This is a genomic window from Ancylobacter sp. (assembly GCF_965229075.1).
GTDB lineage: Bacteria > Pseudomonadota > Alphaproteobacteria > Rhizobiales > Xanthobacteraceae > Ancylobacter.
The window spans coordinates 144672-158838 of record NZ_CBDDIO010000002.1 but is presented as its reverse complement, the minus strand read 5'-3'; the positions used below and the strand labels follow the sequence as shown (position 1 = coordinate 158838).

The 14167-nt window shown below is 68.7% G+C and carries 12 protein-coding genes; 3 read left to right on the top strand and 9 right to left on the bottom strand.

Translation table 11 applies throughout. The annotated features are described in order from the left end of the window. Positions 1–4 precede the first annotated feature (4 nt). The 3 genes from ACO07Z_RS06825 to ACO07Z_RS06815 form a co-directional block, all read right to left on the bottom strand. Positions 5–730, bottom strand: a complete 726-nt coding sequence (locus ACO07Z_RS06825; protein WP_421698014.1) for a protein glxC — start codon at positions 728–730, stop codon at positions 5–7. Further along, positions 727–1608, bottom strand: coding sequence for a class II glutamine amidotransferase (locus tag ACO07Z_RS06820; RefSeq protein ID WP_421698013.1), 882 nt, complete (start codon positions 1606–1608; stop codon positions 727–729). The genes ACO07Z_RS06825 and ACO07Z_RS06820 overlap by 4 nt, the downstream gene beginning before the upstream one ends. Positions 1609–1748: 140 nt before the next feature. Next, complete coding sequence (locus ACO07Z_RS06815; RefSeq protein WP_421700770.1) at positions 1749–2384, bottom strand: helix-turn-helix domain-containing protein; 636 nt, start codon at positions 2382–2384, stop codon at positions 1749–1751. Between the two features lie 221 nt (positions 2385–2605). On the opposite strand from ACO07Z_RS06815, the gene sthA reads away from it, so the two are divergent. Then, complete coding sequence (gene sthA, locus ACO07Z_RS06810) at positions 2606–4000, top strand: Si-specific NAD(P)(+) transhydrogenase (protein WP_421698012.1); 1395 nt, start codon at positions 2606–2608, stop codon at positions 3998–4000. Between the two features lie 177 nt (positions 4001–4177). Beyond that, positions 4178–5710: an FAD-binding oxidoreductase gene (locus ACO07Z_RS06805; protein WP_421698011.1), complete on the top strand. Its 1533-nt coding sequence runs from the start codon at positions 4178–4180 to the stop codon at positions 5708–5710. Positions 5711–5725: 15 nt separating this feature from the next. On the opposite strand, the gene folD is transcribed toward ACO07Z_RS06805, so the two are convergent. The 6 genes from folD to ACO07Z_RS06775 all read right to left on the bottom strand — a co-directional run bounded on the left by folD (position 5726) and on the right by ACO07Z_RS06775 (position 12932). Next, on the bottom strand, positions 5726–6595 hold the full coding sequence (gene folD / locus ACO07Z_RS06800; protein WP_421698010.1) for a bifunctional methylenetetrahydrofolate dehydrogenase/methenyltetrahydrofolate cyclohydrolase FolD: 870 nt from the start codon (positions 6593–6595) through the stop codon (positions 5726–5728). Positions 6596–6605: 10 nt separating this feature from the next. Then, positions 6606–7475, bottom strand: coding sequence for a formyltetrahydrofolate deformylase (purU, locus tag ACO07Z_RS06795; RefSeq protein WP_421698009.1), 870 nt, complete (start codon positions 7473–7475; stop codon positions 6606–6608). Positions 7476–7678: 203 nt separating this feature from the next. Then, positions 7679–8302, bottom strand: a complete 624-nt coding sequence (locus ACO07Z_RS06790; protein WP_421698008.1) for a sarcosine oxidase subunit gamma — start codon at positions 8300–8302, stop codon at positions 7679–7681. Then, positions 8295–11267 (bottom strand): sarcosine oxidase subunit alpha family protein, encoded by a 2973-nt coding sequence (locus tag ACO07Z_RS06785; protein ID WP_421698007.1) that lies wholly within the window; start codon positions 11265–11267, stop codon positions 8295–8297. The genes ACO07Z_RS06790 and ACO07Z_RS06785 overlap by 8 nt, the downstream gene beginning before the upstream one ends. Next, complete coding sequence (locus ACO07Z_RS06780; protein ID WP_421698006.1) at positions 11264–11536, bottom strand: sarcosine oxidase subunit delta; 273 nt, start codon at positions 11534–11536, stop codon at positions 11264–11266. Before ACO07Z_RS06780 ends, ACO07Z_RS06785 begins: the two co-directional genes overlap by 4 nt. A 145-nt stretch (positions 11537–11681) precedes the next feature. Continuing rightward, on the bottom strand, positions 11682–12932 hold the full coding sequence (locus ACO07Z_RS06775; RefSeq protein ID WP_421698005.1) for a sarcosine oxidase subunit beta family protein: 1251 nt from the start codon (positions 12930–12932) through the stop codon (positions 11682–11684). A 244-nt stretch (positions 12933–13176) separates the two neighbouring features. On the opposite strand from ACO07Z_RS06775, the gene ACO07Z_RS06770 reads away from it, so the two are divergent. Beyond that, positions 13177–14148 carry a LysR family transcriptional regulator gene (locus tag ACO07Z_RS06770; protein WP_421698004.1) on the top strand — a complete coding sequence of 324 codons (972 nt, stop codon included), beginning with the start codon at positions 13177–13179 and terminating at the stop codon, positions 14146–14148. Positions 14149–14167 lie beyond the last annotated feature (19 nt).

Sequence of the window (14167 nt, the reverse complement as noted above, 5' to 3'; positions counted from 1 at the left end):
GCCCTCAATAGCTCGACACGTTGTCGACGTGGAAATGGTAGAGCGTGCGGGCCGAGCCGTAGCGGCGGAACTCGGACATATCGACCTCGCCCAGAAGGCCGGTCGCTTTCAGCTTCTCGGCCAGCAGCGCCTTGTGCTCGTCGCGCATTTCCTTCTCGATGCAGTCGGCACCGAGCGAGGCGACGGAGCCGCGCACGAACAGCTTGGCTTCATAGAGGCTATCGCCGAGCGCCTCGCCGGCATCGCCCAGCACGGTGAGGGTGCCGGCCTGCGCCATGAAGGCGCTCATATGGCCGACCGAGCCCTTCACCACGATGTCGATCCCCTTCATCGAGATGCCGCAGCGGGCCGAAGCGTTGCCGTCGATGATCAGCAGACCGCCATGGGCGGTGGCGCCGGCGGCCTGGCTGGCGTCGCCCTTCACATGGACAAAGCCGCTCATCATGTTCTCGGCGACGCCGACGCCGGCATTGCCGTGCACGATGACGCGCGCCTGCTTGTTCATGCCGGCGCAGTAATAGCCGACCGGCCCGTCGATCTCGACGGTGACCGGCACGTCAAGCCCGGCGGCGATGGCATGGCGGCCGGCGGGATGGGCGATCTTCCACAGTGTCTGGTTGGTGTCGGGCGCCAGCTTGTGCAGGGCGCCGTTCAGCTCACGCAGCGGGGTGGTGGCGAGGTCGACGAGGGTTTCTCCCTCGGCGGCGGCAGGCTTCAGCGAGAGGTTCATGCGGCGCGATCCCAGAAATAAACCTTGGCCGGCTCCGGCTCGAACACCCGCGCGGTCTCGATGCCCGGCAGGCCGGCCAGCGCCCGGTATTCGGAGGCGAAGGCGACATAATCGTCGGCTTCCGCCATGACGGCCGGCTTGCAGGCGATGGGGTCGCGCAGCACGCCGAAGCCGCTCTCGGTGCCGACGACGAAGGTGTAGAAGCCGTCGAGATCGCCCAGCGAATGCTCCAGCGCCTCACCCAGCGTATCGCCCCCGCGCATGCGGTAGGTGAGGTAGGCCGCGGCGACTTCGCTGTCGTTCTCCGTCGTCACCGGCAGTCCCTCGCGGGCCAGCAGGCGGCGCACGCCGGCATGGTTGGACAGCGAGCCATTATGCACCAGGCACTGGTCCGGCCCGGTGGAGAAGGGGTGGGCGCCGTCGGTTGTCACTGCGCTTTCCGTCGCCATGCGGGTATGGCCGATGGCGTGGGTGCCGCTCATCTCTTCCAGCTTGAAGCGCTTGGCGACATCGGCAGGCAGGCCGACTTCCTTGTACAGCTCCATGCGGGTGCCGGCCCCGACCACGCGCAGCTCCGGCGCGAGGCGGGCCAGCGCGGCGCGAACCGCCGCTTCCTCCGCCACCGGCACGCTCAGCACGCCATGGGTGTCGCGGGGAAGGATGGGGTGGCCGATCGCCTCGCCGAGCGCGGCGAAATCGGTGCCGGCGGGGCCGCGCAGCGTCAGTTTCACGAAGCCGGGCGTGCCGCCGCCATAGACCGCGAAGCCGGCGGAATCCGGCCCCCGGTCGCACATGATGTCGAGCATCTGCGAAAGCAGGGCGCCGAGTTCCGGCTCCAGCTTCGGCTGCTTCAGGAACAGGCCGACAATGCCGCACATGGCTTGAGAACTCCTGCAGGCAAGGGAAGGGCAAGGGCCATGAGGCCGTGCCTCCTCTTGTAGGAGCGGCGCGGGCGGGCGTCAATCAGGATGAATATAATTTTCTTCTCAAGAAAATATTGCGGTGTCCTGTTCCGGCCTCAACGTTCATTCTCGCGCGGGTACATGATGATGGAGAGGTAGCGCATGGGCCGCACCAGCAGCTCCTCCGGGCCATGGGTGGCCGCGCTGTCGAACAGCAACGAATCGCCGGGCTTGAGGTGATAGGTGCGATCGCCATGCCGGTAGATCACCTCGCCGGAGAGCATGTGGATGAACTCCACCCCGGCGTGGCGGAAGCCGGTATAGGGCACCGCTTCCTCGCTCAGCGTGATCAGATAGGGCTCGACCCCCACCTCGCCGCCGAGCGCATGGCCGAGCAACTCATATTCATGCCCCACCTTGGTGCCGCGCCGCTCGATGCGCACCCCGCCCCCGGCGGGCACGAAGGAGCAGTCGCGCTTCTCCTCGAAGCTGGTGAACAGGGTGGAGATTGGCACGTTGAGCACGGTGGAAATCGACTGGAGCGTTGCCAGTGAGGGCGAGATCAGCCCGTTCTCGATCTTCGAGAGCATGCCAACCGAGATGCCGGCGGCGCTGGCGACATCGGAGACGGTGAGGTCGAGATCCCGACGGATCGCCCGTACCTGATGGCCGAGCGCCTGTTCCAGTGTGCGCTCGCGCGCTACCGGGGCGCCCGAACCGGTGGTCAGATCCTCCGTCGGCACCTCGGCCATCGTTGCGCGCGCCTTGCGCCGTCCATCCGTCACGCCAGCTTCCCTCTTGTTCACCCTGCCGATGGGACGCGGTTTGCCGGCAAAAGCAAGCCCCCCGAAAGCCGCGCCGGGCAGGATCGCGCCGTCATGTGCCCGCCCGGCACTGTCATGGAGCCTTGGCATTCATCGTGCATCGAAGGGCGGTGTCCCTACCTCGTTGCCACAGGACGGTTCGTCGCGCCATGTATGATTTCGACATGATTGTCATTGGCAGCGGCCCTTCCGGCCGCCGCGCCGCCGTCCAGTCGGCCAAGATCGGCAAATCGGTGCTGGTGGTGGAAAAGGGGCGCCGCGTCGGCGGCGTCTCCGTTCACACCGGCACCATCCCGTCGAAGACGCTGCGCGAGACCGTGCTCAACCTCTCCGGCTGGCGCGAGCGCGGCTTCTATGGGCGCTCCTACCGGGTGAAGCAGGATATCGGCGCCGGCGATCTGATGGCGCGGCTGCACAAGACACTCGACCACGAGGTCGAGGTTCTCGAACACCAGTTCGCCCGCAACGCGGTGAAGACCGCGCGCGGCGAGGCGCGTTTTCTCGACCCGCACACCATCGAGATCACTGCCGAGGGTGGCGAGGTCGACACCGTTACCGGCGCGCATGTGCTGATCGCGGTCGGCACCCGCCCGTTCCGGCCGGATTATGTGCCGTTCAACGGCATGAGCGTGTTCGACAGCGACGAGATCGTCGACCTGCCGCGCCTGCCGCGCAGCCTCGCCGTCATCGGCGCCGGCGTCATCGGCGTGGAATATGCCTCGATCTTTAGCGCCCTCGACGTGTCGGTAACGCTGATCGAGCCGCGCTCGACCTTTCTCGACTTCATCGACAAGGAACTGATCGAGGAATTCACCCACGAACTGCGCGACCGCAATGTCGGGCTGCGCCTTGGCGCCGCTGTCAGTTCCATCACGCTGGATGCGCGCGAGCGGCCGGTGTGCAAGCTGGCGGACGGCCGCACCGTGCAGGCCGACATGCTGCTGTTCGCGGCCGGCCGCGTCGGAGCCACCGATCGGCTGAATCTGGAAGCCGCCGGCCTCAGCGTCGATCATCGCGGCCGCATCACGGTCGAGCCGAAGACGCTGCAGACCGCCGTGCCACACATCTACGCGGCGGGCGATGTCATCGGCTTCCCCAGCCTCGCCTCCACATCGATGGAACAGGGCCGCGTCGCGGCCTGCCACGCCTTCGGGCTGGAGCCGCCGCCGCCACCGGAATTCTTCCCCTATGGCATCTACGCGGTCCCCGAAATCTCCACCGTCGGCATGAGCGAGGAGGAGGTGCGCAAGCGCGAGATACCCTATGAATGCGGCATTGCCCGCTTCCGCGAGACCTCGCGCGGTCACATCATGGGGCTGAACAGCGGGATGATGAAGATGATCTTCTCGGTGAAGACCCGTCGCCTGCTGGGCGTGCACATCGTCGGCGAGGGCGCCACCGAGCTGATCCACATCGGGCAGGCCGTGCTCAACCTCAAGGGCACGATCGACTATTTCATTGAGAACACGTTCAACTACCCGACCCTCGCCGAGGCCTACAAGATTGCTGGCCTGGATGCCTGGAACCGCATGACCCGGGTGTGAGGGGCGCCGCCGGGCGGCTGGCTTGCGGCGATAGCTGCAATCAGGAGTAGATTATCGCAACCCTGAGATTTATCTCTGTCCCCTTCACAAGTCGTCCTCAATATGGGACGCATGGGCAAAAGGTGCGCGGGCCGCTTTGCGAACGGCCCTGTAGCTACGCCTCGGGGGAGCGACCAGATGAACGCAGCGCCACGGCTGAACCGCCGCAGTCTTCTCCTCGGCACGGCGGCCAGCGCCGCGCTGGCCGGCTTCGCGCCGCTGCGGGCGCAAGAAGCGCCGACCACGGCATCGACTCCGGTGCCGACCCCCGCGCCTGTCCCGCCTCCCGGCCCGCCGGTCGATCGCTGGCAGGCGCTGGCCCGGATCACCGATGGGGCGCTGCTGCGCCCCTCCGATGCCGGCTTCACCGCCGAGGCGTTGCCGAACAATCTGCGCTTCCGCCATGTCCGCCCGGAAGGCATCGTGCGCTGCCGCACGCCGCAGATGATCGGCGACGTGCTGAGCTGGTGCCAGGACTACGAGGTACCCTTCGCCCTGCGCGGCGGGGGCCATTCCTATGCCGGCTTCTCCACCACCCATGGCCTGCTTATCGACATGGCGGCGATGAACACCATCGCCTATGACGCGGCCACCGGGCGGGCCAAGGTCGGCGCCGGTGCGATCAACCAGCCGATCTATGACGCGCTGCGCCAGTCCGGGCGGATGATGACGCATGGTCGCTGCCCCACCGTCGGCGTCGCCGGCTTCGTGCTCGGCGGCGGTATCGGCTTCAACATGCGCCGGCTCGGCCTCGCCTCCGATAACCTCGTCGCCTCCGAGATCGTCACCGCCGATGGAAGGGTGCGCACCCTCTCCGCCAGCGAGGAGCCGGACCTGTTCTGGGCCATCCGGGGTGGGGGCGGCGGCAATTTCGGGGTGAGCACCTCCTTCACCTTCGACACCGTGCCGGCCGATCCCCAGCTCACCGCCTTCCGCATCGTCTGGCGGCAGAAGACGCGGAAGGTCGCCGGCTCCCTGTTTGCCGCCCTCGACGATGCGCCGGTGACGCTCGGCACCCGCATCAGCCTCGCCGGCGTGACGCCGAGCCTGCATGCCGGCGGGCGGCAGGTGGCGATCACCCTGCTCGGCCAGTTCGCCGGCGACCGTCAGGGGCTGGAGAAGCTGCTGGAGCCGGTTATGGCGGTGGCGGCGCCCGAATTCACCGATATTCGCGAAATGCCCTATTGGGACGCGCAGGCCTTCCTCATGGAGCCCGGCGCGCCGGCCTGGTACCGCGAGCGTTCGGCCTTTCTCGACACCGCCCCAACCGACGCCTTCCTCGACAAGGCGTTCGAGCATCTGGTGCGCTGGCCCGGCACCGGCGCGCATGGCGACCTGTTCTTCTTCCAGACCGGCGGGCGCATCAACGAGACCGCGCCGGCGGCGAGCGCCTTCGTCCATCGCGCCAGCCGCTGGCTTTCCGTGGTCGGGGTGAGCTGGAGCGAGGACGATACGGTGCGGCCGGAGATCGTGCGCGCCGCCAAGGACTGGCAGGACGGGCTCTACCGCGCGGTCGACCAGGCCGGCGGGCACGGGGCTTTCGTCAATTTCCCCGACGCTTCGCTCGCCGAGTGGCGCGCCCGCTATTACGGCGCCAACCTGCCGCGCCTCGCCGCCATCAAGGCGGCGGTCGACCCCGGCAATCTGTTCAGCTTCCCGCAGGCGATCTGAACCCGCGCCGCTGCGTCACGCCCGCTGGCGGCGCGCGGCGGTGAGGGTGTTGGCCAGCAGGCAGGCGATGGTCATCGGCCCGACGCCGCCCGGCACCGGGGTGATGGCCCCGGCAATGCCCTGCGCCTCGTCAAACGCCACATCGCCGACCAGCCGGGCCTTGCCGTCCGCGCCGGTGATGCGGTTGATGCCGACATCGATCACCGTGGCGCCGGGCTTGATCCAGTCGCCGCGGATCATCTCCGGCCGGCCCACCGCGCCGATGAGGATGTCGGCGCGCCGGCACACTTCCCGCAGGTCCTTCGTGCGCGAATGGGCGATGGTGACCGTGCAGTCCTCGCGCAGTAGCAATTGCGCCAGCGGCTTGCCGACGATGTTGGAGCGCCCGACCACCACCGCTTCCAGCCCGGCGAGGCTGCCGAGCGTGTCCTTCAACAGCATCACGCAGCCGAGCGGCGTGCAGGGCACAAGCGAGTCGAGCCCCACCGCCAGCCGGCCGGCATTCACCACATGGAAGCCGTCGACGTCCTTGGCCGGGTCGATCGTGGCGAGCACCGCCTGCGCGTCGATATGCGGGGGCAAGGGCAATTGCACGAGAATGCCGTGCACGGCCTCGTCGGCGTTCAACGCCCGCACCAGCGCCAGCACGTCCTCCTGCGCCGTGTCCGCCGCCAGCTTGTGCTCGATAGAGGCCATGCCGGCCTCCAGCGTTTGCTTGCCCTTGTTGCGGACATAGACCGCGCTGGCGGGGTCGTCGCCCACCAGCACCACGGCGAGGCCCGGCGTCACGCCGATCTCCTTGATGAAGGCGGCGACCTCGCCCTTCAGCCGGGCACGCATCGCCTCGGCAAAGGCCTTGCCGTCGATCAGCCGGGTCTCGACCATGAAAGCCTCCTCAGTCGCGGAACACCACCGTCTTGTGCCCGTTCACCAGCACACGGTCGTCGAGATGCCAGGCCAGCGCGCGGGCGAGCACGCGGCGCTCGATGTCGCGGCCCTTGCGCACGAGGTCCTCGGCCGAGTCCTGATGGCTGATGCGCTCGACATCCTGCTCGATGATCGGGCCTTCGTCGAGGTCGGAGGTGACATAGTGCGCCGTGGCGCCGATCAGCTTCACCCCGCGCGCATGCGCCTGGTGGTAGGGCTTGGCGCCCTTGAAGCCGGGCAGGAAGGAGTGGTGGATGTTGATGCAGCGGCCCGACAGCTTGGCCGACAGCCCATCCGACAGAACCTGCATGTAGCGCGCCAGCACCGCCACTTCCGCGCCGGAAGACTGGAACAGCTCCCACAGCTGCGCTTCCTGCTCCATCTTGGTCGATTTGGTAATGGGCAGGTAGTGGAAGGGAATGTCCGCGAAATCGAGATGGGCATAGGTCTCGCGCGGGTAATTGGCGGCGATGGCGACGATGTCCATGGGGATCTCGCCGATGCGCCAGCGATAGAGCAGGTCGGCGAGGCAATGGTCGAATTTGGAGACCAGCAGCATCACCTTCGGCTTCCGGCCACGCGGCCGCATGCGCCAGTCGAGCGCGAACTTTCCCGCCACCGCTTCGAAATCGCTCTTCAGCGCCTCCAGCGGGCCGGCGCCGGCGGGGCGGTCGAACATCACCCGCATGAAGAAGCGGCCGCTTTCCGTGTCGTCGAACTGCTGGGCTTCGAGGATGTTGCCGCCCTGCTCGAACAGAAAGCCGGCGACGCCGGCGACGATGCCAGGCCGGTCGGGGCAGGAGAGGGTGAGCACATAGGGGTCGCGGGTATCGGTCATGTCAGGTCTCGTCGAAACGCCGGTCGCGGCGTCGGTGATGCGCGCGCCGACAGGCTTCTAGAGCAATTCCCGCAAAAGTGCCTAGCGGTTTCGCGATAGGAATTGCGTGCGATCAGAGCGTTAGAGGGGTTCCGGCGGCGTTGCATTCACCGGAACGGCTCTGGCGGAGAGGGGCGAAGGGGAAAGCGCGCGGCACGCCGCCGTCAACCTCGTCCCGCCGTTCCGTTCTCCAGAGCGAGGCCGAATTCCGCCCCGCTGGCGACGAGAAAGCGGGTGAAGCTGGCCTCGAAGCTGCGCGCCACCAGAAAGCGCCAGTCCGTCTCACTCACTCGCCACAGCGTCACGCCGATATGCGCGATCACCGTTGTCGCGGCATCGCCGGGGCGGAACACCCGGGCGTCGAGGTCAATCAGCGCGCCCTTGGCGAGGAGGTCGGGCACCTTCGCGCCCGTGAGGTCGAAGGCGACAGTGGCGTCGCTCTGTTCCGTCACCGCCGCCTCGGCGCCGAGCAGCGCGCGCAGCGTGCCTTCAAGGTCCGGCTCTAGGGTCGACAGCACGAGGAAGCGCCCCGGCCCCGTGCCGATCACGGTGGAGGCGGCCCCGATCGCCGCGCCGGGCCGGTCCGCCACCTCGACCCCGAAAGCACGCCCCAGCCGGGCGGCGACGCTGGCGGCAAAGCCGTTGCGGGCGACGACAAGGGCGATGAAGGGTGTCTCCGTGGTGCAGACGGTGACGCCGGGCTCCCCAGTCGCGCCATAGCGGCCGGAGGGCGGCACGCGGTCGAAAGAAAGGCCCGCGAGGGGATCGTGAGACGAAAGGTCAGCCACGAAGACGCACTCCTTCCGGATCGATGAAGCCGGGCGCGCAGATTTCCACTTCGATTTCCTCGCCGCGCACCGGGTCATAGGCGCGCACCCGCTCGCCGAGGCGCTCCGGCCCGCGCTTGATCAGGCCGAGGCCGATCCAGTGTCCAAGATGGGGGGAATAGGCCACCGAAGTCATATAGCCCTGGTCATTCGCCATTGTGGGCGCGGCGCCGAGAGTGAGGAAATGCGCCCCCGCTCGCAGCCGGCGCGCGCGGTCCACCGGCTTGAAGCCGACGAAGCACGGCCGCTCGGGGTCAGTGAGCCCCGGCCGGGCGGCCATCACGCGGCCGATATAGTCCTTCTTCGTCGAAGCCATGCGGCCGAAGCCGAGATCGCCGGCCGTGGTCTGGCCGGAAAGCTCGTTGCCGGAGACGTGGCCCTTCTCGATCCGCATCACGCCCAGCGCCTCGATGCCATAGGGGGTGATGCCGAATTCCTCGCCCGCCGCCATCAGCGCCCGCGCCAGCGCCGCGCCCTGCCGGGCGGGCACGGCGATCTCATAGCCAAGCTCGCCGGAGAAGGAGAGGCGGAACAGCCGCGCCCTCACCCCACCCATGACCGTGCCCTCAATGGCGCCCATGAAGGGCAGGGCGTCGTTCGATACGTCGCCATCGGCCACACGGGCCAGCACGTCGCGCGCGCGAGGGCCGGCGATGGCGATCTGCGCCCATTGCTCGGAGACGGAGGACAGCGCCACGTCGAGGTTGGGCCACAGCACCTGCAGGCAGAATTCGAGATGCTGGAACACCTTGGCCGCATTGGCCGTGGTGGTGGTCATCACATAATGCTCGGGCGCCAGGCGCGCCGTCGTGCCGTCGTCCATCACCAAGCCGTCTTCGCGCAGCATGACGCCGTAGCGCGCCTTGCCCACCGCGAGCGCCGCGAAGCCGTTGATGTAGACCCGGTCGAGGAAGGCGCCGACATCCGCCCCCTGCAAATCGATCTTGCCGAAGGTCGAGACGTCGATCAGCCCGACGGAGGCGCGTACCGCCGTCACCTCGCGCGAGACCGTCTCCAGCCAGTCCTTCTCGCCCTTGCGGGGGAAAAACTGCGCCCGCAGCCACGCCCCGGTCTCGATAAACACCGCGCCCTGTTCGCGCGCCCATTCATGAGTCGGGGTGAGACGGACGGGGCGGAAGTCCTTGCCCCGGTGATGCCCCGCCAGCGCGCCGAGCGACACCGGCGTATAGGGCGGCCGGAAGATCGTCGTGCCGGTCTCGGGGATCGAGGCGCCGGTGAGGCTCGCCATGATGGCGAGGCCGGTGACGTTGGAGGTCCGCCCCTGGTCGGTCGCCATGCCGAGCGTGGTGTAGCGCTTGAGCAGTTCGACTGAGCGGAAGCCTTCCTTGTGGGCGATGCCGACATCCTTGGCGGTGACATCGTTCTGCAGATCGACAAAGGCCGCGCCCTTCGAGCCCTCGACATGCCAGAACGGTGTAAGGGCGAAGGGGGCATCCGCCACTTCGGGCACGTCGGGCGCCGGCACGGAGAAGCCAAGCGCTTCCGCCGCTTCGGCACCCTTCGCCGCGCCGTCCTTCAGGCAGGCGCCAAGGCCGAACACGCCCCGCGCCGCGCCCGCCACGGTGAGCCCCGGCGGGCAGCTGCCGGGCACGAAGGCGGCGATGGCGTCGTCCCACACCGGCTTGCCGCCATGGTGGCAGGTGAGATGCACGGCGGGCGACCAGCCGCCCGACACCGCCAGCGTGTCGGCAGCGACGCGCTCGGTGCCCGAGGGCGTGGCGACGGTGAGGCCGCTGAGCGTCTTGCCATGGGTCGCGATCACCTGCGCGCTGGTGAGCACGCGGAGGCCCTCGGCCTGCGCCGCCGCCACGAGAGCGGGGTCGATCTCCGCCCGCACGTCGATGAGGGTCTCGACCGGCGCACCGGCCGCATGCGCCGCCAGCATCTGCCGCCAGGCGCCGTCATTATTGGCGAACAGCGCGATCTTTTGCCCCGGCAGCGCGGCATGGCGCTGCACATAGGTGCCGACCGCGCCCGCCAGCATCACCCCCGGCCGGTCATTGCCGCCAAAGACGATCGGCCGCTCGGTGGCGCCGGCCGCAAGCACGGCGCGCCGGGCGATGAGCCTCCACAGGCGTTGGCGCGGCTGGAAGGGCCGGGGTTCGGGCAGATGGTCGCTCACGCGCTCCAGCGCGCCATAGGTGCCGCTGTCATAGACGCCGAACACGGTGGTGCGGCGTATCACCCGCACATTGGGTAGGCTCATCAGCTCCGCAACGACGTGCGCGGCGAAGGCCGGGGCGGGCCGGCGGTCGATGTCGCCGGCCTCGGCATTGAGCCCGCCGCCGGGCAAGAAATCCTCATCGGCGAGGATCACCCGCGCGCCGGAACGCGCCGCCGTGAGCGCCGCCATCAGCCCGGCCGGGCCGGCGCCGATGACCAAGAGGTCGCAGAAGGCGGTGACCTTCTCATAATGGTCGGGATCCGCCTCCGCCGCCGCCCGGCCGAGCCCGGCGGCGCGGCGGATCACCGGCTCGTAGAGCTTCTCCCACAGCGCGGCCGGCCACATGAACGTCTTGTAGTAGAAGCCGGCGCCGAGAAACGGCGACAGGAAACGGTTGAGGCTCAGCGCGTCGAAGGCGAGCGAGGGCCAGCGGTTCTGGCTGGCGGCTTCTAGCCCGTCATAGAGTTCGGTGACGGTGGCGCGGGTGTTGGGCTCGCGCCGCGCGCCGCTGCGCAGCTCCACCAGCGCGTTCGGCTCCTCCGCCCCGGCTGCGACGATGCCGCGCGGGCGGTGATATTTGAACGATCGGCCCACCAGCCGCACGCCGTTCGCCAGCAGCGCCGAGGCGAGGGTATCGCCCTCATAGCCCCGATAGGCCGTGCCGTCGAAACTGAAGCCGAGCGGGCGGGCGCGGTCGATCAGACCGCCGGCGTCGAGGCGGTTACGGTTCGGCGCGCTCATGCCGGCTCTCCCGTCGCGCGCGCGGCGACCGCGCCTGAAATGGCGTGGGTGCGGGTGTCGCGGGCGACACGCAGCCACTGCCTGCAGCCATTGGCGTGGTACCACCATTCCTCATGCGCGCCGGCCGGGTTGTCGCGCAGATAGACATAGTCGTGGAACGCCTGTTCCGCGTCCGGCGCGGCGGGGTCCGGGCGGGTCAGCGTCGCGTCGCCGAGATAGGCGAATTCATGGGCGTCGCGTTCGCCGCAATAGGGGCAGGGGATACGCATCAGGCGGCACCTTCGGGATAAAGCCCCTCACCCGGACCGCGTGGCGATCCGACCTCTCCCCGTCGGGGGGAGGTGAAGGGCGGCCGGCCCCCTCTTCCCGTCGGGGAGAGGGGTGGGGTGAGGGGAAGGACGCGAGGAGGGAGCATCAATGCAGGTTCGGCTGCGCGCCGACTCCCTTCTCATCGATGAGATGGCCGGTACGAAAGCGGTCCAGCCGGAAGGCGCCGGCGGTTTCGTGCGGCTCCCCCTTCGCCAGCAGATGGGCGAAGCACCAGCCGGAGGCCGGCGTCGCCTTGAAGCCGCCATAGCACCAGCCGGCATTGAGGAAGAGCCCCGGCACCGGCGTGCGGTCGATGATCGGCGAGCCGTCCATCGACATGTCCATGATGCCGCCCCAATGGCGCAGCAGCCGCAGCCTGCCGATGCGTGGCATCAGCGCCATGCCGCCCTCGCACACATCCTCGATCACAGGGAGATTGCCGCGCTGGGCGTAGGAATTGTAGCCGTCGATGTCGCCGCCGAAGACGAGCCCGCCCTTGTCGGACTGTGAAATGTAGAAATGCCCGGCGCCGAAGGTGATGACGCCGTCGACCAGCGGCTTCAATCCCTCGGAGACGAAGGCCTGCAGCACATGGCTCTCGATCGGCAGCCGCAGCCCGGCCATGGCGGCAACGCGCGATGACGAACCGGCGACCGCTACCCCCACCTTGCCCGCCCGCACCGGCCCGCGCGTGGTCTCTACCCCGACGATGGCGTCGCCCTCGCGGATGAAGCCGGTCACCTCGCAATTCTGCACGATGTCGACGCCGAGCCGGTCGGCGGCGCGGGCATAGCCCCACACCACGGCGTCGTGGCGGGCGGTGCCGGCGCGGGCCTGTAGCAGCCCGCCCTGAATGGGAAAGCGCGCATTGTCGAAATCGAGGAACGGGTACATGGCCCGCACCTGCGCCTTGTCCAGAAGCTGCGAGTCGACGCCGGCGAGGCGCATGGCATTGCCGCGCCTGGCATAAGCGTCGCGCTGGGCGTCGGAATGGAACAGGTTGAGAATGCCGCGCTGGCTCACCATCGCGTTGTAGTTCAGCTCCTGTTCCAGCCCTTCCCACAGCTTCATCGACCATTCGTAGAACGGTTCATTGCCGGGCAGCAGGTAGTTGGAGCGGATGATGGTGGTGTTGCGGCCGGCATTGCCGGAGCCGATAACGCCCTTTTCCAGCACCGCGACATTGCGGATGCCATGCACCTTGGCGAGGTAGTAGGCGGTCGCCAGCCCATGCCCGCCACCGCCGACGATGATCACGTCGTAAGCCGGCTTCGGCGCCGCGTCGCGCCAGGCTGGCACCCAGCCCTTCTGGCCGTTCAGGGCATTGGCGAGCAGGGAAAACACGGAATAGCGCATGGACGGGGCTCGTTCGGGGCTGGCCGGGGAGGTTGCTGCCGGACACCGCCAAAAGCTATAGATCAACGCTGATCCGGTGATAATATAAGTTTTAGTTATAGGCGAGCCAGGGGACTTGTCATCCTGAGGTGCGAGCGAAGCGAGCCTCGAAGGACGGAGCCGGGCGCACTCTGACATCCTTCGAGGCCCGCCAGCGCCGTGGACCTCAGGATGACGGCCGGTGGGATGTAAGGAGACACGAGCCATGCCCCCCGCCGACACGCTGCCCTTCGACCTTCGCGCGCTCGAAATCTTCCTCGCCGTCTGCGACGCCGGCACCATGGCGCAGGCGGCGCGGCGGCTCGGGCTGACCCAGCCGGCGATCTCGCAGGCGGTGGCCGACCTTGAGCGCCGCATCGGCGTCGCCTTGTTCGACCGCAGCGCCCGCCCGCTCGGCCTCACCGCCGCCGGCGGGGCGCTGCGCCAGCGGGCGAGCGCCCTCGTCTCGGAAGCGCGGCAGATCGCGCCGCTGCTGCGCGAGGCCGAGCATGCCCGCCTGCCGCTCCTGCGCGCCGGGCTGGTGGATTCGCTGGCGCGGGTGCTGATGGCACCGCTCGCCCGCGCGCTGGGGGATAAGGCGGAGCAGGTGTCGCTGCTGTCGGGCCTCACCGCCTCCCATGCCGGGGCGCTGCTGACCCGCCAGCTCGACCTGCTCGTCGGTGCCGACGCGCTGGACGAGATCGAGGGGTTGGAGCGCTGGCCGCTGCTCACCGAGCCCTATGTATTGCTGCTGCCGACGACGGCGCGGGCCCCGGCTTCGGTGGACGCGCTGGAGGACCTCGCCCGCGCCCTGCCGCTGGTGCGCTTCTCCGCCCGTTCCAAGACGGGCATGGAGGTGGAGCGCCATCTGCGCCGGCTGCGGCTGGATCTACCGCGCCCGCTGGAATTCGACACGCCTTATGGCGTCACCAGCGCGGTGCTCGAAGGGGCGGGCTTCGCGATCACCACGCCACTCTGCCTGGTGGAAGCCGGGCTGAAGCTCGACGGTTTCGCCTGCCACAAGCTCCCCGGCCCGGGGCTGACGCGCCACCTCACCCTCATCGCCCGCCGGCAGGAACTGGGGCGCCTGCCGCGCGAGATTGCCGCCTTCTGCCGCGCCCGCCTCGCCGCGGAGCGCGGCGCCGTGGCGGCGCTGGTGGGGGAGGGGCTGGCGGAGGAGTTCCGGGTGGAGGGGTGAGGCTGTGCGTGCCTCGAGG

Excerpts from the sequence above, each read along its gene's own strand:
- ACO07Z_RS06825 (WP_421698014.1), bottom strand. The coding sequence starts at position 730 with ATGAACCTCTCGCTGAAGCCTGCCGCCGCCGAGGGAGAAACCCTCGTC.
- ACO07Z_RS06820 (WP_421698013.1), bottom strand. The coding sequence starts at position 1,608 with ATGTGCGGCATTGTCGGCCTGTTCCTGAAGCAGCCGAAGCTGGAGCCG.
- ACO07Z_RS06815 (WP_421700770.1), bottom strand. The coding sequence starts at position 2,384 with ATGGCCGAGGTGCCGACGGAGGATCTGACCACCGGTTCGGGCGCCCCG.
- sthA (WP_421698012.1), top strand. The coding sequence starts at position 2,606 with ATGTATGATTTCGACATGATTGTCATTGGCAGCGGCCCTTCCGGCCGC.
- ACO07Z_RS06805 (WP_421698011.1), top strand. The coding sequence starts at position 4,178 with ATGAACGCAGCGCCACGGCTGAACCGCCGCAGTCTTCTCCTCGGCACG.
- folD (WP_421698010.1), bottom strand. The coding sequence starts at position 6,595 with ATGGTCGAGACCCGGCTGATCGACGGCAAGGCCTTTGCCGAGGCGATG.
- purU (WP_421698009.1), bottom strand. The coding sequence starts at position 7,475 with ATGACCGATACCCGCGACCCCTATGTGCTCACCCTCTCCTGCCCCGAC.
- ACO07Z_RS06785 (WP_421698007.1), bottom strand. The coding sequence starts at position 11,267 with ATGAGCGCGCCGAACCGTAACCGCCTCGACGCCGGCGGTCTGATCGAC.
- ACO07Z_RS06780 (WP_421698006.1), bottom strand. The coding sequence starts at position 11,536 with ATGCGTATCCCCTGCCCCTATTGCGGCGAACGCGACGCCCATGAATTC.
- ACO07Z_RS06775 (WP_421698005.1), bottom strand. The coding sequence starts at position 12,932 with ATGCGCTATTCCGTGTTTTCCCTGCTCGCCAATGCCCTGAACGGCCAG.
- ACO07Z_RS06770 (WP_421698004.1), top strand. The coding sequence starts at position 13,177 with ATGCCCCCCGCCGACACGCTGCCCTTCGACCTTCGCGCGCTCGAAATC.